Source organism: Streptococcus sanguinis, assembly GCF_050222175.1.
Lineage (GTDB): Bacteria > Bacillota > Bacilli > Lactobacillales > Streptococcaceae > Streptococcus > Streptococcus sanguinis_M.
The window spans coordinates 1,549,027-1,568,354 of record NZ_CP071420.1; the positions used below are offsets into that span (position 1 = coordinate 1,549,027).

Annotated in this window: 21 protein-coding genes, 1 tRNA gene, 1 other RNA gene and 1 riboswitch; of the genes, 5 read left to right on the top strand and 18 right to left on the bottom strand. The window is 44.8% G+C overall.

Annotation, left to right across the window (positions count from 1 at the left end):
- Positions 1 to 41 precede the first annotated feature (41 nt).
- From J1C91_RS07535 to dnaG, 6 genes are all read right to left on the bottom strand, one after another.
- Positions 42 to 129: transfer RNA gene (locus J1C91_RS07535), tRNA-Ser, on the bottom strand.
- A 38-nt stretch (positions 130 to 167) separates the two neighbouring features.
- Entirely contained in the window at positions 168 to 1,013 is an 846-nt protein-coding gene (locus J1C91_RS07540; protein ID WP_002910130.1) for a DUF695 domain-containing protein, read from the bottom strand.
- Positions 1,014 to 1,179: 166 nt separating this feature from the next.
- Positions 1,180 to 1,528: a transfer-messenger RNA gene (gene ssrA, locus J1C91_RS07545) on the bottom strand.
- Between the two features lie 81 nt (positions 1,529 to 1,609).
- Positions 1,610 to 1,948 (bottom strand): metal-sulfur cluster assembly factor, encoded by a 339-nt coding sequence (locus J1C91_RS07550; protein WP_002895943.1) that lies wholly within the window; start codon positions 1,946 to 1,948, stop codon positions 1,610 to 1,612.
- A 125-nt stretch (positions 1,949 to 2,073) separates the two neighbouring features.
- Complete coding sequence (rpoD, locus tag J1C91_RS07555) at positions 2,074 to 3,186, bottom strand: RNA polymerase sigma factor RpoD (protein WP_002897871.1); 1,113 nt, start codon at positions 3,184 to 3,186, stop codon at positions 2,074 to 2,076.
- Between the two features lie 2 nt (positions 3,187 to 3,188).
- The gene (dnaG, locus tag J1C91_RS07560) at positions 3,189 to 4,973 is read right to left on the bottom strand and encodes a DNA primase (RefSeq protein WP_301280217.1); all 1,785 of its coding nucleotides are present in this window, start codon (positions 4,971 to 4,973) and stop codon (positions 3,189 to 3,191) included.
- 154 nt (positions 4,974 to 5,127) lie between these two features.
- Between dnaG and mscL the strand changes: the two genes are divergently transcribed.
- A complete protein-coding gene (gene mscL / locus J1C91_RS07565; RefSeq protein WP_002910137.1) occupies positions 5,128 to 5,511 on the top strand; it encodes a large conductance mechanosensitive channel protein MscL in 384 nt (127 codons plus the stop codon).
- A gap of 113 nt (positions 5,512 to 5,624) precedes the next feature.
- On the opposite strand, the gene rpsU is transcribed toward mscL, so the two are convergent.
- The 6 genes from rpsU to J1C91_RS07595 form a co-directional block, all read right to left on the bottom strand.
- Positions 5,625 to 5,801, bottom strand: a complete 177-nt coding sequence (gene rpsU / locus J1C91_RS07570) for a 30S ribosomal protein S21 (RefSeq protein ID WP_000048054.1) — start codon at positions 5,799 to 5,801, stop codon at positions 5,625 to 5,627.
- Positions 5,802 to 5,947: 146 nt separating this feature from the next.
- Positions 5,948 to 6,631: a DUF4956 domain-containing protein gene (locus J1C91_RS07575; protein ID WP_002910140.1), complete on the bottom strand. Its 684-nt coding sequence runs from the start codon at positions 6,629 to 6,631 to the stop codon at positions 5,948 to 5,950.
- Between the two features lie 11 nt (positions 6,632 to 6,642).
- The gene (locus J1C91_RS07580; RefSeq protein WP_002910141.1) at positions 6,643 to 7,374 is read right to left on the bottom strand and encodes a polyphosphate polymerase domain-containing protein; all 732 of its coding nucleotides are present in this window, start codon (positions 7,372 to 7,374) and stop codon (positions 6,643 to 6,645) included.
- A gap of 376 nt (positions 7,375 to 7,750) precedes the next feature.
- Entirely contained in the window at positions 7,751 to 9,208 is a 1,458-nt protein-coding gene (locus J1C91_RS07585) for a M56 family metallopeptidase (RefSeq protein WP_002910142.1), read from the bottom strand.
- A gap of 15 nt (positions 9,209 to 9,223) precedes the next feature.
- Positions 9,224 to 9,601, bottom strand: a complete 378-nt coding sequence (locus J1C91_RS07590) for a BlaI/MecI/CopY family transcriptional regulator (protein ID WP_002910143.1) — start codon at positions 9,599 to 9,601, stop codon at positions 9,224 to 9,226.
- A 113-nt stretch (positions 9,602 to 9,714) separates the two neighbouring features.
- Positions 9,715 to 10,071, bottom strand: coding sequence for a DUF1304 domain-containing protein (locus J1C91_RS07595; protein WP_002910144.1), 357 nt, complete (start codon positions 10,069 to 10,071; stop codon positions 9,715 to 9,717).
- Between the two features lie 188 nt (positions 10,072 to 10,259).
- On the opposite strand from J1C91_RS07595, the gene J1C91_RS07600 reads away from it, so the two are divergent.
- Both J1C91_RS07600 and J1C91_RS07605 read left to right on the top strand, forming a co-directional pair.
- A complete protein-coding gene (locus tag J1C91_RS07600; protein WP_002910146.1) occupies positions 10,260 to 11,576 on the top strand; it encodes an FAD-containing oxidoreductase in 1,317 nt (438 codons plus the stop codon).
- Positions 11,577 to 11,688: 112 nt separating this feature from the next.
- Entirely contained in the window at positions 11,689 to 12,657 is a 969-nt protein-coding gene (locus J1C91_RS07605; protein WP_002910147.1) for an NAD(P)/FAD-dependent oxidoreductase, read from the top strand.
- A 33-nt stretch (positions 12,658 to 12,690) separates the two neighbouring features.
- Here J1C91_RS07605 and whiA read toward each other — a convergent pair whose 3' ends face one another.
- The 4 genes from whiA to J1C91_RS07625 form a co-directional block, all read right to left on the bottom strand.
- Positions 12,691 to 13,602 (bottom strand): DNA-binding protein WhiA, encoded by a 912-nt coding sequence (gene whiA / locus J1C91_RS07610; protein WP_002910149.1) that lies wholly within the window; start codon positions 13,600 to 13,602, stop codon positions 12,691 to 12,693.
- A complete protein-coding gene (locus J1C91_RS07615; protein ID WP_002910150.1) occupies positions 13,599 to 14,576 on the bottom strand; it encodes a YvcK family protein in 978 nt (325 codons plus the stop codon). Before J1C91_RS07615 ends, whiA begins: the two co-directional genes overlap by 4 nt.
- The gene (gene rapZ / locus J1C91_RS07620; protein ID WP_002910152.1) at positions 14,573 to 15,463 is read right to left on the bottom strand and encodes an RNase adapter RapZ; all 891 of its coding nucleotides are present in this window, start codon (positions 15,461 to 15,463) and stop codon (positions 14,573 to 14,575) included. The genes J1C91_RS07615 and rapZ overlap by 4 nt, the downstream gene beginning before the upstream one ends.
- A 63-nt stretch (positions 15,464 to 15,526) precedes the next feature.
- Positions 15,527 to 15,907, bottom strand: coding sequence for a RidA family protein (locus tag J1C91_RS07625; protein ID WP_125439080.1), 381 nt, complete (start codon positions 15,905 to 15,907; stop codon positions 15,527 to 15,529).
- A gap of 132 nt (positions 15,908 to 16,039) precedes the next feature.
- A riboswitch (PreQ1 riboswitch) is annotated at positions 16,040 to 16,084 on the top strand.
- A 120-nt stretch (positions 16,085 to 16,204) separates the two neighbouring features.
- Between J1C91_RS07625 and J1C91_RS07630 the strand changes: the two genes are divergently transcribed.
- A complete protein-coding gene (locus tag J1C91_RS07630) occupies positions 16,205 to 17,176 on the top strand; it encodes a nucleoside hydrolase (RefSeq protein WP_125341725.1) in 972 nt (323 codons plus the stop codon).
- 13 nt (positions 17,177 to 17,189) lie between these two features.
- Positions 17,190 to 17,741, top strand: a complete 552-nt coding sequence (locus J1C91_RS07635) for an ECF transporter S component (protein ID WP_221761878.1) — start codon at positions 17,190 to 17,192, stop codon at positions 17,739 to 17,741.
- A gap of 86 nt (positions 17,742 to 17,827) precedes the next feature.
- Here the strand turns inward: J1C91_RS07635 and J1C91_RS07640 are convergent, their stop codons facing one another.
- Together J1C91_RS07640 and obgE are read right to left on the bottom strand one after the other, a co-directional pair.
- Positions 17,828 to 17,989: a hypothetical protein gene (locus J1C91_RS07640; protein ID WP_002895966.1), complete on the bottom strand. Its 162-nt coding sequence runs from the start codon at positions 17,987 to 17,989 to the stop codon at positions 17,828 to 17,830.
- 11 nt (positions 17,990 to 18,000) lie between these two features.
- Positions 18,001 to 19,311 (bottom strand): GTPase ObgE, encoded by a 1,311-nt coding sequence (obgE, locus tag J1C91_RS07645; RefSeq protein WP_002910159.1) that lies wholly within the window; start codon positions 19,309 to 19,311, stop codon positions 18,001 to 18,003.
- Positions 19,312 to 19,328 lie beyond the last annotated feature (17 nt).

Below are 19,328 nucleotides of genomic sequence, written 5' to 3' on the forward strand. Positions count from 1 at the left end.
AAATAGAAAAAACGCCAAACAGCGTTTCTTGCAACTTATGACGGAAGACATGGGATTCGAACCCACGCACGCTTTTACACGCCTACTGCGTTTCCAACACAGCCTCTTAAGCCTCTTGAGTAATCTTCCACAAAAGAGAAAGCCCAGCTTTCTCAAAACTTTAACCATTATACCACATTACAGCCCCAACCGCCATAGTTTCCGTTAAATTTTTTCACAAATTCAACCAAAGTCCAAACATTCTGGTTCAAATCAAAGATTTCCGTCGTATCCATACAAATCACATGCAGCTGATATGGTTTATCCGCATCTTCTATCTTTTCAGCAGATACGAGGCTATAGCCCAGTTCTTCGACTTCCTTTAGGAAACCATCTCGGTCTTCCTCTGACGCGAAATAGGCCCAATGGTCAATCTCGCGCTCCTGACTATGGTCATCGCCGTCCTGCTCCAGCTGGTACCAGACCCGCTGGTTGAGAATGGTCTGATACTCGTATTCATTAGGATAGAGAAAGTCAAAGTACTGATTCCATTCCTCGTCTTCCAAGGTTGCCGAGTCATAGCGGCGGTCTGGAAAGTCGCGCATCACGTTTGCAATCGGCTCCAGATGGCTCTTTTTGTCTTGCAGATAGTAGTAAAACTCAATATTTCCATCTGTTGTAATCACACCAACATGAATGCCACCGACCTGGCCCAAAGCCTCAGAAAGCTGGTCCTCAATCACATTCAGCTCTTTAAACTCATCACTAGATGGAAAACCTGTCTCCCCATCGTACTGGAGGAGCGTTACCTTGAGCCTCATAGCATAGACGTATAGAGGATAGGGTGCCTCATCAGCAAGAGCTAGATTCAGACGGATACTAGCCAACTTGTCATCTATATAGGTTGAGAAAGAGCCCCACTCACTCGGAAAAGGATCCTCAGCAGGCACATCAAGCACTGATTCTTCCACCTTTTCTACTTTCTCTTCTTCTTGCTCTCGCTTCTTACCAAACAGATTCTTAAAAAAACTCATATCAAACTTCCCTTAATACTTATGAAATCAACCCAATAGAAATACAAATATTTCCTTTGTCATCACTAACATCATTGTATTACTTTTTCAGATAGAAATCAAGATTTCCTGGACATTGTAAAAGCAAAAAACGCTGATTTCTCAACGTTTTAGAAGGACTTTAAAATAATGGAGCCGGTGGGAATCGAACCCACGTCCAAACACCTGCTAACACATTTGTCTACAACCATAGGCTATGTATTGGTTTGACTTAACTTTGACACATAGCTCAAGCCCAAGTCAAGCGAGTCTATCAATCTCTTGCAAAATCCCTAGACCAGATTTTGCCGTAGCTTGCTCATAATAAGACCTGTCATCAGACACAAGCAATCCGAATCGGGTCACGCTGGCTGGTTTTTAGGCAGCTAAAGCGTAAGAATTGTTATTTTTTGCAGTTATATTTAACTGGCGTTTTACATCCGCTAGATGGGTTGCAAAATGTGCCTCATAATGCCTGTCGAATCCGTAACGACCCCAAGACAATAGGAACATTATAACAGAATCTGCTAAAAAAAGCAAAAGCCTGCACGCAGCAGGCCAACACTTACTATCAGTTCTTAGCGAATCCCCAAAGCAATCCGAGCATAGCGGCTCATCTTTTCTACCGTCCAAGCTGGGTACCAAACCAACTTAACATCCGTCTTGGTAACCTCTGGAACATCAGACATGGCATCATAGATCTGGTCAGTCAGAAGATCCGCCAGAGGGCATCCCATGGTTGTCAGGGTCATATCGATTTCCGTTTCCCCATTGGTCTCGTCAAAACGGATTTCATAGATTAGACCTAGATTGACAATATCAATCCCCAGCTCTGGGTCAATAACCTGCTCCAAGCTCTCTAAAATACGCGTTTTGATTTTTTCAACTTCTTCAGGGCTGTATTTTTTTTCTGACATGCAATATCCTCCTTATAGATATAGCAGAAATTTCAAGTTAGCTCGAGGGGCTTTTGTTTTCAGCTAGGATTGCCGACTTGATGCTTCCTGCTGAAAGATTTTTGTCCCTCGCTGCTTTTCAGTTCTTAATCTTCGATAAAGTCTCTAAGTGGTTTGCTGCGGCTTGGGTGGCGGAGTTTACGCAGAGCCTTGGCTTCAATCTGGCGGATCCGCTCGCGAGTTACATTGAAGACCTTGCCGACATCTTCCAGTGTCCGCATTTTTCCATCGTCCAGACCAAAGCGCAGACGCAAGACGTTTTCCTCGCGGTCTGTCAGCGTATCCAAGACCTCATCCAGCTGCTCACGAAGGACGACACGAGTTGTATAGTCGACTGGATTTTCAATCACTTCATCTTCGATAAAGTCACCCAGATGGCTGTCATCTTCCTCACCGATAGGCGTCTCCAGAGAAACCGGCTCCTGAGCAATCTTGAGAATCTCACGAACCTTGTCAGGTGTCATATCCATTCGCTCAGCGATTTGCTCTGGTGTTGGGTCTTGCCCCAATTCCTGCAAGAGATTACGTTGCTCACGGACTAGCTTGTTAATGGTTTCCACCATGTGGACCGGAATCCGAATGGTCCGAGCTTGGTCAGCAATCGCACGGGTAATGGCCTGACGAATCCACCAAGTCGCATAAGTTGAAAACTTAAATCCTTTGGTGTAGTCAAACTTATCAACTGCTTTCATCAGCCCCATATTTCCTTCCTGAATCAAGTCAAGGAACTGCATACCACGGCCGACATAGCGCTTGGCAATGGAAACAACCAGACGAAGATTGGCCTCGGCCAGACGCTGCTTGGCTTCCAAGTCTCCCTGCTCTACCAAGATAGCCAGCTCCTGCTCTTCTTCATTGCTGAGAAGGGGCACAACCCCGATTTCTTTCAGATACATGCGGACTGGGTCATTGACCTTGGCTGAATTGCTGCCCAAGAGCTCTTCATCCGTCAGCTCTGCTTCTTCCTCTTCGTTATTTAAGACGCGCGCGCTGGGATTTCCTTCCTTATCTGTAATTGAGATACCAGCATCCTGGATGCGCTGCAGCAAATCCTCAATCCCATCAGCGTCCAAAGTGAAAGGAATGACCAGTTGGTCATTGATTTCATCATCGGTCGCAACCCCTGTCTGCTTGTGGTTGCGGATAAATTCTGCAATTTGAACGTCTAATGTTGTTACTTCTTTTTGTTTTGTAGCCATTCCTACTCCATTCTTCTTTTTTGCTCAATCAAGCGCTCCAGCTCGGACAGGGCTGTATCCGTATCTCCGCTGTGAGAGGCTTCTCGAATCTTCTTACTAATAAACTGATTATGCTTGCGCAAAATCTCCCGCTCTCTGGTTTCTTCCACTTCTTTCAACTCATCTTCCAAAACCTCATCAGGCAAGTCTTCTTCTAAAACGCGGTACCAAGCCTGCTGAACATGATCTGGCAGCTGGGACAAATCCTGCGGTGTCACCTCACCATTTGCCAGCAAAATCTCATACAAGGTCTGCAATTCTTCCGAGTCAAATACAAAGTCTTCTCTCAGCCTGTATTGGTTCAAAATCAAAGGATGATGTATCATGCGGTGAAAGATATGATTTTCCGCCCTCATCAGACGACTCAGCCGGTTTGAGGGCGAAAACTGCATGACGACTGGTTGAGACTGATGAGTGGGCGCCTCCTGACTGCGACTAGATCGCTCAGCCAGGCGACTGTTATTTACCGTCTGCTCCACCTGCTGATAGTCAAAATCCGGAAGCAACTCAGCCAGCATGTAAATATAGGAGTTCTGCGCTGTGATAGACTTGGTCTTCGCAATAATCGGTGCCATCTTCTCTACAAACTCAATCTGAGCCTGTAGATTTTCAATATTATCTGGTTTCAGATGATGCAGCAGAAACTCCACATTACTTATTCGCGTTTTACTCAGCAAATGCTGCAAATCTTCTTCAGAATTTTTAGCTAGAAATTCATCCGGATCCAAATTATCTGGAATCCGAACAATTTCCACCGTCATATCTCTCAGCTCATCCAAGGCCTTAGCAGTCGCTGCCTGCCCTGCCCTATCTCCATCATAAGACAGGATAATCTTCTTGCAATACTTGCTCAGATGCTGGACATGCTCAGGCGTCAGAGCTGTTCCCATTGAGGCCACAGCATTCTCAATCCCGGCCCGATAAGCCGCAATCACATCCATGAAGCCTTCCATCAGATAGACCTCATGGCTCTTCTTGATAACCGGCTTGGCCTTATCCAGATGATAGAGCTCGTAGCTTTTATTGAAAATAGCGGTGCTACGACTGTTTTTATACTTGGCCTGATGCCCGTCTGAAGCCGCTGCTTGCCAAATCCGTCCGGAAAAAGCCACAACCTGCCCACTGTCATTGGTCAGGGGAAACATAATCCGATTCTGAAAGGCATCATAGACCAGATTATTCTCCGCCAGATTGAAGAGGCCCGAGTTCATGATGGTATTCTCATCAAACTTGCCAACCATACTCTTATGAAGATAATTCCCCTCATTAGGAGCCAGCCCGATTTGAAAATGCTTAAGAACATCATCTGTCAGCCCCCGCTGGTAGAGATAAGCCCGAGCTTCCTCTCCCATCTTGGTCGTCATCAAGACCGCATGATAAAACTTGGCTGCCTCGGTATGGATATCGTAGAGCGCCTGATGCGGATGGCTTTGTCTCGGTCGGTCATTGCCCGCTGTCTCCACAGCCAAAGGAATCCCTGCCCGTTCTGCTACAATCTGCACAGCATCCATAAAGGAAACGCCTCGATAATCCTCAATGAATTTGAAGACATCGCCCGACTTGCCGCAGCCAAAACAGTGATAAAACTGCTTATCCTCTACAACGTTAAAAGAGGGCGTCTTTTCGCCATGAAAGGGACAGAGTCCCAGAAAATTCCGCCCAGCCTTAGTCAAGGCCACTGTTTCTCCTATGACATCGACGATATTGACGCTGTTTTTAATTTCAGAAATGATTTCTTTATCAATCAAGAGACAATACCTCCAATTTATCATAGAATATCATTCTATATTTTATACTAAAATGAAGCAAATGTAAAATATTTGACAAGCAAATATCTTGTAGTTGTCATATAAATAAGCTATAATATAATATCATTAATAAATTCTTGAAAGGAAAGAAAGAATGTTAAAGGATCTTAAAGAATTCTTGTTGCGCGGGAACGTGATTGATTTGGCAGTCGGTGTGATCATCGCCAACGCCTTTGGAGCAATCGTCACTTCTTTGATTACTGACGTAATCACTCCTCTCTTCCTCAATCCAATTTTGAAAGCTGCAAACTTGGAGCAAATTTCTCAATTGAAATGGAACGGGATTGCTTATGGTAACTTCTTGAGCGCCGTGATTAACTTCTTGGTAATCGGTACTGTTCTCTTCTTCATCGTTAAGTCTGCTGAAAAAGCACAGAGCCTTGCTAAGAAGAAGGAGGAAGCTGCCGAAGAAGCTGCTGGACCAACTGAATTGGAAGTCCTGCAAGAAATCAAAGCTTTGTTGGCTGAGAAAAAATAAAGAGAATTCACTGATGAAAATCAGTGTTTTTTTCTTGCCTATTGATCACAATCATCCCCTTCTCTCCAAAGAGTGAAAACAAAAAACAGACCGGAGTCTGCTTTTTTGTTCAATTAGAATTTTTTACGTTTACGAGCTGCTTCTGATTTGCGTTTGCGTTTTACAGAAGGTTTTTCATAGAATTCACGTTTGCGTGTTTCTTGAAGAGTACCAGCTTTAGTAACCGCACGTTTGAAACGACGAAGTGCATCATCAAGTGATTCATTCTTGCGTACTACTGTTTTTGACATTTTTTTCACTCCCTTCAAGTCCAAAATCTATATAATCATACCACATATAGAAAAGAGTGTCAAGTTTTTTCTGTAACTTGGATGTATTTCCACTTCTTTTTAGACTAAGAAGACCAGCTGGCATATTGCAGCTGGTCTTTAGTGCTTTATAATGTTTTACGCTTCTTAGCGGCTTTGGAAAGGGAAATGTCCTGAACCTTATCGTAGAACAGGAACTGCTGAATGAGCTCTCTTTCGCTCATGTCAGGATTCAAGTCAACGACATAGTCTAGCTTGATAGACTTCTTTTCAGCCGACTTGAGAGAGGTCAGTTCAGCTGATTTACAAGCCGTTTCAAAGATAGCATCAAAGAGTACTTCGTAATCAAAGTCAGCTGGAACTTGAACCTGAACATAACGTCTGGTCTGACTGACTGAAGTAAAGCTCATCTTTTCAAAGAGCATCCAAATGCCTGAAATAGCTAGAGTAAAGACAATTCCCAATGCTACAAATCCCATTCCTGTTGTAATCCCAATAGCCGTCGCCATAAAGATAGCTAGGAGCTCCTTGGAGCCACCTGCAGCCGACCGGAAACGAATCAAGCTGAAAGTCCCTGCTACGGCGACACTGGTCCCCAGATTTCCATTAACCAAGAAGATGATAATGGAAATAATAGCTGGCAAAAGGGAGAGGGTGACGACAAATTCCTTGGTATAAATGGTTTGCCGCTTATAGACCTTGGCTAAGATAATTCCCAAAACCACACTAGTTGCTAGTGAAAAAATCAATGCTAAAGGATTAATCTTGACCTCCGTGGAGGAGTAGATACTGTTAAATAACTGATCAAGCATAGACTACCCCCTTAGGCCTTGACTGTTTGAGTCAGCCTTTCTTTAGTTTGCAGGTAGGCTTTGCCGTATTTTGAGAAGGACTGGTCTTCAAGGCCGTATTTGTTCAGAATATCAGCCAGCCACTGAGGATATTGACCAGGAACCTTGATTTCCATAATCACCTTGTCATCTTCCAGCAAGGGCAGTCCATAGCGACCTGAAGCTAAATCTACATCATAATCTCGGTAGCGGATGTTGGAATCAACTGTCACACGTACCTTTTTATCTTCCAAGCCTCTCATAGAGTAGCGGTCATAACTAATCACCATTTTTGGCTTCAAGTCTAGATAGCGCTCCTGTAACTGTTCTACTTCTGCCTTGACCCGGTCATCAGAAATAGTATGGTCTGCCACACCATTCACAATATAGTTGGTCACAGAGAGAGGATTGGAAACTAAACGGTATTTGAAGCCTACTTCATCACGTTTCTTCTTGATTTCCAAGAAAACTTGACTATCATCATTCGGCTGCTCAGCATAAGTGCGCATCCGCATCTTTTCACGACCACCTTTTCTGGCAATGGAATCCTGAATCATCTGGAACTCATCATTATCAAAATACACATTGGAAATGGTTGAAGTCGCATAATCATCTGCGGTAAGGTAAGGCCTCATATCAGCCTCAAGACGAGCTAGCATTGCCCGGTCAAGAATATACTTCGTTTCGATCCGTTGGAAGTTTGTTTGGATTTGCTTTTGTTTCATTTGAATCCTCCTTTGATTCTACAAATGTAGTTTTTGCTTTTAAAAGAAATAGAGCTTCCGCTCTGCACCTACAAGCGTCTGGATAAGCTTTGCTTTCTTCTCCTTTCCAAGCAGTATTTTTTAAAAACATTCTACAAATGTAGTTTATGACTATATTCTACAATTGTCGTTTTTAAATGTCAAGAAAAAAGATAAATAATCTTTCAGTTTTTTTAGCATTAGGAAACGAAGTGCAAACTGTAAGTAAAATCGTCCTAAAATAAAGATAAACTGATGACTAACTGCTCTTGGAGGATTGCCAAATCCCCCTTTGAGAAGATAATAAAATTCTACCAGTCTAAGCTTTTAAGAAACTTAAACTGGCAGAATCCTTTTTTTAATCGTCATCATGGTCATCATCATCATCTGGATCATCAGTGTCTGTCGTATGAGAGGAACTGTTCTGAGCAGGTGTCTGTACTGTCGCTGTACTAGCTCCGGTAGAGCCCGCTGCTCCCGTATTCCCTGCGCCTGCAGTAGAGCTGTTGTCAGCTGGAGTTGATGCAGCAGACGAGGATGGACTGACTTCTTTTTCAACCGTTACTGTCTTTTCGACAATGGTATGCTGCTTGGATTTGACCAGTTTTCCATCCTTAGCATTGACAATGGTTTCATGGGCTGTTTGCCCGTGAGAGAAGAAAATCTTATAAGTGTCTTTCTCACGCGAAATTTGTAAATCTTTAATATCTTTTTCAGAAAGAGACAGCTCTTTTAAGACGGATTCTAGTGCCTGACGCTGACTGAGTCCCTGGGGCTGTTTTTGACCCGCCACAGGCTTGCTTTGTTGAGCAGCTGGACTTTCTAAAGCAAAGACCGAGCTAGTCAAGAGCAAAAGGAGAGGAACTGCCACTACAAAGGCAGCAGACAGAAACCTCTTAGGCAGGCGGTTATCCATAATGCCGACAATCCGCCGCTTGAGATTAAACTTGTCAGAGTAAAAGCAGGTTGTCAGAGCAATTGGGGTCTTCTTACTGCGGTCTATCATGGTCAAAATCGTTTCACCGTAGAAAGTCCGATACTCTGTATCTCTACAGCTCAAAACATCGTAGTCACAGTACATTTCTCCTGCTTCCTGGGTTTCCCGGCAGGCAAAGCGGACAACCGGATTAAACCAATGAAGACTCTTGGCAAAAATCCCTAAGAGATTGATTAAAACATCGCGGTGCTTATAGTGGGTCAGCTCATGCTTAAAAATCAGCTGCAGCTCTTCTTCTGTGTAGTCAAGTTCTGGAAGCACGATTAAAATATCTCTGAAACCTAGCAGCATAGGACTTTGGGACATAGGATAGTGGAGCAGACGAATCTGGCCCTTAACTCCCATCTCCTGCTGAACATCCCGCAGCTGAGCCATCGCTTCTTCGTCCTGAAACTCCGTGCCCCAGCGCTTCAGCATCTTTCTGAAGCGAATATAAGAATAAGCGTATCTTCCTATACTAAAGACAAAGCCAATCAGCCAGATGGCAAAGAGAATCTCAAACCAAGGTAGACCCAGAAAAGCCTCCCATAGATTTGGCTGTGCAGCTTTTTCAAGTGCTGGAGAAGCACCCTGAGAACCACCTGTCTGGGTAGCAGTCACTGCTGTCTGAACTACCGAACCTGTATTCAACCGAATCAGGCCTGAGCCAAATTGGGGACGGAACGGGAACAGAAAACTCAGCAATATCAAAAACCAAATAAAATACTTCACTCTGACCGAAATCTTAGTCTTAAAGGCCGTAAAAAGCAGACTAAGCAACAGCACCAAAATGGATGTCGACAAACTGGTCAGAAGAAAAGAAAGAAGGAATTCTTTCATGCTTATCCCTCCATCCTACTTTCCTTGGTTGAGCAGACTGCGCAGCTCATCCAATTCATTTTCCGAAAAGGAGTTAGAAGAAAAGAGTGTTTTGACAAACCCGCCCATAGAACGGCCACTGTGACGCTTCAAGAAATCCGAAGCCTCAACTTCCAGATACTCATCTTCTGAGATCAAGGCTGTATACTGCCTTTCACGTCCCTTGCGGACACTGTCTAAAAAGCCCTTCTCCGTTAAGCGAGCCAAAACTGTCAGCAAAGTCTGAGGCTTCCAGTGATTGTCTGGTCCCAGCTTTTCCATGATACGGGCAGAGGTCGTCGGGGTAGGCAGCTGCCAAATTACCTTTAAAATAGTAAATTCCCCGTCTGGCAAACGTTTAATAGATCTTTTCATCGTTCCCACGCGCTTTCTAAATAATGCTATTTCTATCTTTATTCTACACTTGTCTAACAAAAAAGTCAATCATTATATAAAAAAAGAGCGGGACATCACTTCCTCACTCTATTTTAGAAAAATAAACTAAGTAGGGTCAGCATAGCAAGCCCTCCCTGCTTGAACAGGATTTTAGGGTCACTGGTCACTGCACCATAAGCTGCTACCAAGATGATATAACCCATAAAAATTCCCAGCCAAACCGGACTAGGCTGTACAAAGGCCGCAATCAAGACCAAAACAGCTATCAATCCGTTGTAAACTCCTTGATTTTTGAAAAGTGTATTGACCGACTGCCGCTCCAACTCCTCTTGCGACATGTCGAAAACTCGAGCTGTCACTGCAGAAGTCGTCGCAATTGTCTCTAAATACAGGATGTAGAAAAATTCCAAGGCAACCAAACTTGCCAAAATCAGTGTAATAATAGACATTTTACCCTCCTAAAATAAATAATGAAACTTAGTATAACACAGACTGACTGGAACTGCGAAAATCTTGCTCAAAAATGGACAATCTGTATAAAAAGTGTGACTAAAAATACTGAAGAAAAAAAGCGTAGCAGAAATCAGCAATTTCTGACTAGATGTGATACAATCTTTTTGAAAAATGGAGGTAAATTATGTTAACCTATGATTTAATTGTCATCGGCTTTGGTAAAGCCGGTAAAACATTGGCAGCCAAAATGGCGGCCCAAGGAAAAAAAGTTGCTTTGATTGAGCGAAGCAAGGCTATGTATGGTGGAACCTGTATTAATATCGCCTGCATCCCAACCAAGACCCTGCTGGTCGCAGCTGAAAAAGGCCTAGCTTTCGACCAAGTCATGGCTGAAAAGAACGCTGTAACCAGCCGTCTCAACGGGAAGAACTACGCAGCAATCAGTGGCGCTGGTGTTGACATCATCGATGCGGAAGCTCATTTCCTTTCCAATAAAGTCATCGAAATCACAGCTGGCGATGAGAAAGAGGAACTGACTGCTGAGACTATTGTCATCAATACCGGTGCTGTTTCCAATATCCTGCCAATTCCAGGACTGACTGAGACCGAGCATGTCTATGACTCAACTGGCATTCAAAATCTGAAGGAACTTCCTAAACGCTTAGGAGTCCTAGGCGGCGGTAACATCGGCCTAGAATTTGCTGGACTCTACAACAAAATGGGTAGCCAGGTAACTGTGCTGGATGCTGCTCCTGTCTTTCTCCCTCGAGTTGAGCCTTCTATCGCTGCTCTAGCTAAGCAATACATGGAAGAAGACGGAATCCAACTCTTACAAAATGTACGTACTACACAGATCAAAAATGATGGTGACGAAGTTGTAGTTGTGACAGAATCTGGAGAATTCCGCTTCGATGCCCTTCTCTATGCTACCGGCCGTAAGCCCAATATTGAACCACTACAGCTGGAAAATACAGATATCGAGCTGACAGAGCGCGGAGCGATTAAGGTCGATAAGCACTTGGAAACATCTGTACCTGGTGTATTTGCAGCGGGCGATGTCAATGGCGGTCTGCAGTTTACTTATATCTCATTGGATGACTTCCGTATCCTTTATAGCTATCTAGCTGGCGATGGCAGCTACACACTGGAAGACCGTAAAAACGTCCCTACCAGCATGTTCATCACACCGCCTTTAGCTCAAATCGGATTGACAGAAAAGGAAGCCCAAGAGCAAGGATTGCCGATTGCAGTGAAGGAGATTCCTGTCGCAGCAATGCCTCGTGGACATGTCAATGCTGACTTACGCGGTGCCTTCAAGGCTGTTGTCAACACTGAAACCAAGGAAATCGTTGGAGCAACTATCTTCTCAGCGGGAGCTCAGGAAATTATTAATATCCTGACAGTAGCCATGGATAATAAAATTCCTTACACTTACTTTAGCAAGCAAATTTTCACCCACCCAACGTTGGCTGAAAACCTCAATGATTTATTTGCTATCTAATTTTTAAGCCCCTGATGGGGCTTTTAAGATGGCTTCAAAACATTTGCCTACATTTCAACCCCTTTTTGTGGTACAATAATGCTAGTTTATTTTAAAAAGATTGAGGAAAATTATGTCTGAACTGTATGATATTACGATTGTCGGCGGCGGTCCAGTTGGCCTATTCGCAGCTTTTTACGCCCATCTGCGCCAAGCCAAGGTTAAAATCATTGATTCCCTGCCTCAGCTGGGCGGTCAGCCGGCCATTCTCTATCCAGAGAAGAAGATTCTGGATGTACCGGGCTTTACCAATCTAAGTGGCGAAGAACTGACACAGCGTCTGATTGAGCAGCTGGAAACTTTCCAGACTGAAATCTGCCTCAATGAAACGGTTCTGGATATCGTTAAATCTGATGATGGCTTCACCATCACAACTTCTCAAGCCCAGCATCAGACCAAAACCATCATCATCGCCATGGGAGGTGGTGCTTTCAAACCGAGAGCTTTGGAGCTAGACGATGCTGAAAACTACAATAACCTCCACTATCATGTTTCAAACATCAGCCAGTACGCAGGCAAAAAGGTTGTTGTTCTGGGCGGCGGCGACTCGGCTGTTGACTGGGCGCTAGCTTTTGAAAAGATTGCAGAAACCAGTCTGGTTCATCGTCGGGACAACTTCCGAGCTTTGGAGCATAGCGTAGAAGAACTCAAGGCTTCTAGCGTTGAGATTAAGACACCTTTTGTTCCGAGTCGATTGGTCGGCGAAAATGGCAAGATAACCCACTTGGAAATCAGCCAAGTCAAGGGAGAGGAAAGTCAGCTTCTGCCTCTGGATCATCTCTTTGTCAACTACGGTTTTAAATCCTCTGTTGGCAATCTCAAAGATTGGGGCTTGGAGCTCAACCGTCACAAGATTTTGGTCAATAGCAAGCAAGAAACTTCCGTGCCAGGTATCTATGCAGCTGGAGACTGCTGTAGCTACGAGGGGAAGATTGACTTGATTGCGACTGGGTTAGGTGAGGCACCTACTGCTGTCAACAACGCCATTAACCATATCTATCCTGAGCAAAAAGTCCAACCTAAACATTCTACAAGCCTATAACAAAACAGCTGCCGAGCTCAAGCTCAGCAGCTTTTATAATTCATCTGCGATTTTATTGATTTTTCTAAGTCGGTGATTGACACCGCTCTTAGTCAGTGGCCGACTCAGACTATCAGCTAGCTGCTGGATGGAATAGTCTGGATGCTGGATACGAAGCTGGGCTACCTCCTGCAGGTCTACAGGTAGGCTCTCAATGCCGATATTATCACTGATTTTAGCAATATTGTTGATGATTTTCATACTGGCTGTGACCGTACGGGCGATGTTCGCTGTCTCCGCATTATTAGCGCGATTGAGGTCATTGCGCGCTTCCCGCATGAGCTTAAGAGATTCAAATTCAGCCATGGCTTCCATAGCACCGATGACAATGAGAAAATCCATGATATCCTCAGCCCGCTGCAGATAAGTAACAGCCCCTTTCTTTCGCTCAATGGTCTTGGCATCCAGCAGAAAACGCTGCATCAAGGCAGCCAAATCCTCAGCATGATCCAGATAAACGGACAGGATTTCCAGCTGGTACTTGCCTGAGTCTGGCTCCCGCATGCTGCCATTTGAGAGAAAGGCCCCCCGGAGGTAGGCCCGACTGGCTTCGTCATCTGACAAAATGGTCTGGTCAATCCCTGCCTCAATGCCAAAAAAGGAGTCAGCCAAGTGCAAATCAGAAAGGATTTCTTCCACTTTCTGATCTAGAAATACTGTATAAACGCGATTCTTGCGCAGATTGGTCTTCTGATGGTGGCGGATTTCTGACTTGACCTGATAAAGGTCCGACAGCAACTCATAGAGATGGCGAGCAATCTTGGCATTTTCTGTTGTGACAGACAGGGTCAAACCACTACTGGCCAAGCCCAGACTGCCAGACATCTTGATCATGGCTGACAGCTCATTTTTATCTCTGCTTGCCAGACTCAGCAGTTCTTCTTTTACTTTTACTGTAAAGCTCATTTACGTACCTGTATAATCTGCATCAATTCGTCAACGACCAACTCACCATCATGGAACGCTCCGCCATTTTCCAAACGCAGAAAATTCGAAGAAATAACGCGCGGAACCTGCTCTTGCAACCCTTGAAAATCATGCTCAACCTGTACCAGATATTCGTCAAACTGGTTACTGTCCATATACTCATGAGGGACAGGTTCGATATTGACCAAGACTGTATCTACAAACTTCCTGCCCAAATGACGGTGCAGAACTTGGACGTGATCGCTGTCTGAAAAATGCTCTGTTTCACCGCGTTGGGTCATGATATTGCAGACATAGGCCACTTCTGCCTTGGTGTCTAGAAGAGCTTGGCCAATTTCCTCGATAACGAGGTTAGGCAAGATAGAGGTAAATAGTGAACCCGGCCCCAGAACCACCATATCGCTTTCTAAGATGCTCTCAACCACCTTTTTACTAGCAGCAGGCTTCTTGTCATCATAGGTGTTGGTCACATAGACCCGCTCAATCATCCCGGTCTTGCTGGTCAGATTACTCTCACCGATAACTTCTGTTCCATCTGTAAACACAGCATGCAGAGTTAGAGGGGTATCGCTAGAAGGGTAGATTTTACCTGTTGTATGGAAAAACTTGGTTAAAAGCTGCATGGCGTTATAGGTTGAGCCCTGCATTTCAGAAATGCCGGCAATAATCAGATTGCCCAAGGGATGTCCCGCTAGAACACCATCTCCTTCCGCAAAGCGATACTGAAAGACCTTCTCATAGAACTTTGGCATGTCGGACATGGCTACTAAGACATTCCTCAAATCCCCCGGCGGAGTCAGCTGCTGGATGTTTTTTCGCAATTCACCAGAACTGCCACCATCGTCTGCTACTGTGACAATAGCTGTAATCTCTACATCCTTTTTACGCAGGCTGTCTAAAATCACCGAAATTCCTGTTCCACCGCCAATGACTGTAATTCGTGGCTTTCTCATGAGCGGTTCACCGTTTCTTTCCGTCGGTTTTTGTCGCGGTGACTGGCATTGACCGGCCAATTTTTAGCCAAATCATCTGCTAAGCGCTGAGCAAAGGCTACACTGCGGTGCTGACCGCCCGTACAGCCCACAGCAATGGTCAGGATAGACTTGCCTTCCTTCTGATAGCCCGGCAAGATTGGCTCAATCAAGCCCAGCAGATGCTGGTAAAATTCTTCTGACTCGGCATGGTTCATGACATAATCAAAGACATCCTTGTCCAAGCCAGTTTGATTGCGCAGCTCAGGTTTATAGTAGGGATTGGGCAGAAAGCGCACATCAAAGACCAAGTCTGCATCCAAAGGCAGACCGTATTTGAAACCAAAACTCATGATCTCAATGCGGAAACTGTGCATCTCGTCCTGATTTGAAAATTGCTCAGAGATGGTCTTTCTGAGCTCCCGTGGTGTCAAATCTGTTGTGTCCACAACATTTTGGCTGAGATTCTTCAGAGGGGCTAAAAGTTCACGCTCCAGTTTAATCCCATCTAAAATCCGGCCATCAGCTGCCAGCGGATGGCTACGACGCGTTTCCTTGTAACGAGCCACTAACTCCTTATCCGCCGCATCTAGGAAAAGAATCTTAAAATCAATGTTCTCGTTTTGCTCTAAATCATCCAAAACGTTCTGGATTTGCAAAAAGAAGGAACGGCTGCGCATATCGACAACCAGAGCCAATTTATCATTGTCCGTGGTCCCTTCGACCAGCTGCAAGAACTTCGGCACCAGAGTTGGCGGCATATTATCAATGGTGAAATAACCTAAGTCTTCAAAGGATTGGATGGCTACGGTTTTCCCTGCCCCGCTCATTCCAGTCACAATGACAAGCTGAATTTTCTTCTCAGACATTATAATCCTTTCATCGCTCTAACTCCTAAAAGAGCTTTGAGTCTCTTTTCCTCTGCTCTTGCCTTAGACAACCTCAGCAATCACTTCAATCTCAATTTTCACATCTTTAGGCAGGCGAGCCACTTCGACTGCTGAACGAGCTGGAAATGCTTCTGTAAAGGCTGTTTTGTAAACTTCATTAAAGGCCACAAAATCATTGATATCACTCAAGAAGCAAGTAGCCTTGACCACATGGTCAAAGTCAGTTCCAGCAGCTTCCAAAATGGCTGAAACATTTTTCAGTACCTGCTGGGTCTGCTCTTCAATAGTCGTCCCAATGATTTCTCCAGTTTCAGGAGACAGAGGAATCTGCCCGCTCGCAAACAAAAGATTGCCCACAATTTTTCCTTGAACATAAGGTCCAATCGCTGCTGGTGCTTTATCTGTATGAATCGTTTTTGCCATAATTATCACTTCTCCTACTTATTTTTTTCATTATACCATAAAAAGATGGGGGTGACCATGCTAGTCTTACTCCCATTGACTTTTTCCTTATTTTTATTTATGATAAAGAAATAGAGAAATCAAAACCCCGGTTTTGGACTGGTTCGAAAACTTCCCAGAATAAAAAACTAAGTGCCTTTATATTGTATTTAAAATGTCTTGCGCATAGTTTTTTTGCTGTCTCCTCGATTAGGCAGGTAGTTAAGAGGTTGGGACCGATTGTCTCAACCTCATTTTTATATAGGCAAAGGAGAACTCATGAAAAGAAAAATCATTATTGACTGTGACCCTGGTATAGATGATAGTCTAGCCCTAATCTATGCCATTCAACATCCCGATCTAGAAGTTGTAGCACTGACCATCGTCGCTGGAAATGTCCCAGTAGACCTTGGTGTTGAAAATGCCTTTAAAATATTAGAAAGACTGAATCGGTTAGATATCCCAGTCTATGCAGGTGCAGACAAGCCTCTAGTCCGCGATTTCGTTTCAGCCCAGGATACCCACGGTATGGATGGTTTAGGCGAGAGCGGAATCAATCGAACAAGCAATTGTCAGCCCCAGCCTCAGGAAGCCTCTGAATTTCTGGCTACCTATTTCCAGAAGGCTCAGGACACTTCCCTTATCACCTTGGGACCATTGACTAATCTAGCACTGGCTATAAAGCAAAATCCCCAAATTGGAAAACATATCAAACGCTTTGCCAGTATGGGCGGCAGCTACAGATCTCATGGCAACTGCTCACCTGTAGCCGAGTATAACTACTGGTGTGACCCACACGCCGCTCAATTTGTCTATCAAAAGTTAGGCCGAAAAATCGAGATGGTTGGACTAGATGTCACACGCGCCATCGTCCTCACCCCCAATCTATTAGAGTACATGCGTTTTCTACAGCCAGAAGTAGCTGAGTTTGTCGGTCGTATCACGCGTTTCTACTGGGACTTTCACTGGGAATATGAACACATCATCGGCTGTGTCATCAACGATCCGCTTGCTATTGCTCATTTTCTGCATGAAGATCTTTGTATGGGCTTCGACTCCTATGTTGAAATCGTGACCGAAGGCATTGCTCTTGGACAGACCGTGGTTGATGCTTATAACTTCTATCATAAACCAGCCAATGCCTATATTGCAACTCAAGTCAGTCCCTCACTCTTCTTCCAAGACTTCTTAGCTATCCTCCTGAATCAGCCTAAGGAAACGATTGCTCGAGACCTATCATCACTTTTATGAGGAAAATTTTATCATGAAAAAATCAACACCCCTTATCCTAAGCTTTTTGTCTATCTGTATCGCTCTTAACTACGTGGGAGCTAATATTGCACTATTTATGAAATTACCTGTCTATCTAGATACCTTTGGAACGATTCTAGCTAGCTTGACCTTAGGGCCTCTTGCTGGGGCTGGCGTTGCCTTTCTCAGCGCCCTCATTGGCTGGATGACAACCGATATCTTTTCTCTCTACTACTCGCCTGCCGCTATCATCATTGCTCTTTCAGCAGCTTGGTTTTTTAAAGAAAAAGGAAGCTTAAAGCTCAGTCTTCTCTGGAAAACCCTATTGGTAGCCCTTCCGGGTACCTTAGTAGCCTCTGCAATCACTGTCCTGCTCTTCGGAGGCATAACATCCAGCGGATCCAGCCTCATCGTCCAAGCCCTGCGGGGAATGGGAGTCAACCCCGTCCTTAGTATCGTCCTCGTCCAAATACTGACCGATTATGCAGACAAGCTTATCGTTCTAGGTGTCTGCCTAGCTGCTCTCCCTCGAATAAAAACAGTCAGTCCTAAAATCTTTGCTTAAAACAAAGGTTAATTACCTTAACAAATACATCTTTAGCGCCAAAAAGCAGCTGAGTAGGATTATTTCCTGCTCAGCTGCTTTTAATCTTATTCCTCTTCCGCTTTCGCTAATGCTTCTCTTTCTAAACGCAGCTTGCGTTTGGGATTGAGTTTATTAAAGAGCTCTTCTAGCTTTTCAGCATTCCAGACGTCGGCTGCAGAGACAAAATTTCCATTTTCATCGCGGAAGGATATTGGTTTATCACCCATTGCAATCCTCCTTAGTCAACGAATTCAAACTCAAACTTGCCGATGCGGACCAGATCCCCATCCTTGGCTCCGCGAGCACGAAGGGCTTCATCAACGCCCATACCACGCAGCTGACGGGCAAATTTCATAACTGCCTCATCTCGATCAAAGTTGGTCATATTAAAGAGTTTCTCAAGCTTATCACCTGACAGCACCCAAGTCGCATCATCATCACGAGAGATTTCAAAAGCTGGTGCTTCTTCGTCAAAGCCATAGTAAGCTTCTTCTTCCATTTCAGACTCATCATAAAGCAAGAACTCAGGCGTTTTATCTAATAATTCTGCGGTCGCATCCAAGAGGGTCGCAAGCCCCTGCTTGGTCAGACTGGAAATCGGGAAGATTTGCGGTAGTTCCGCAAATTCGTCATAATTAGCCGCTAATTTCTCTTTGAATACCTTGAGATTTTCAGCACTTTCCGGCATATCCATCTTGTTAGCGACAATAATCTGCGGGCGCTCCATGAGACGAAGATTGTAGGATTCCAACTCTTTATTGATAGCTAGATAGTCCTCATAAGGGTCACGTCCCTCACTTGCTGACATATCGATGACATGCAGGATAACCCGTGTCCGCTCAATATGACGGAGAAACTGGGTTCCCAGTCCAACCCCTTGGCTGGCCCCCTCAATCAAACCTGGTAGATCTGCTACTGCAAAGGATTCTCCAGAGTGAGTGCGAACCATGCCTAGATTAGGCACGATGGTCGTGAAATGATAAGCACCAATCTTAGGCTTAGCCGCTGTAATGACGCTGAGCAGAGTGGATTTCCCGACAGAAGGGAAGCCGACCAGACCAACGTCTGCTAGGACCTTGAGTTCCAGCAGAAGCTCACGCTCTTGACCCGGTTCTCCATTCTCAGAAATCTCAGGAGCAGGATTTTTAGGCGTCGCAAAGCGAATATTTCCACGACCGCCTCGGCCACCACGCGCTACGATAAATTCTTGACAGTTTTCTACCAAGTCCGTCAGCACCTTGCCAGTCTCCGCATCACGAACCGTCGTCCCCTGCGGCACTCGAACAATCAAGTCCTCAGCCCCTCGGCCATGCATGCCCTTAGTCATGCCCTTTTCACCAGACTGAGCCTTGAAATGGCGATTGTAGCGAAAATCCATCAGGGTACGAAGACCCTCGTCTACGACAAAAACAACATTGCCACCACGACCGCCATCGCCGCCCCAAGGACCGCCATTAGGAACATATTTTTCACGGCGAAAGGCCACCATGCCATCGCCACCATTGCCAGCCTTAACTTGAATCTTGGCCGTATCTAAAAACATACTCATTTTTTCTATTCTCTTTT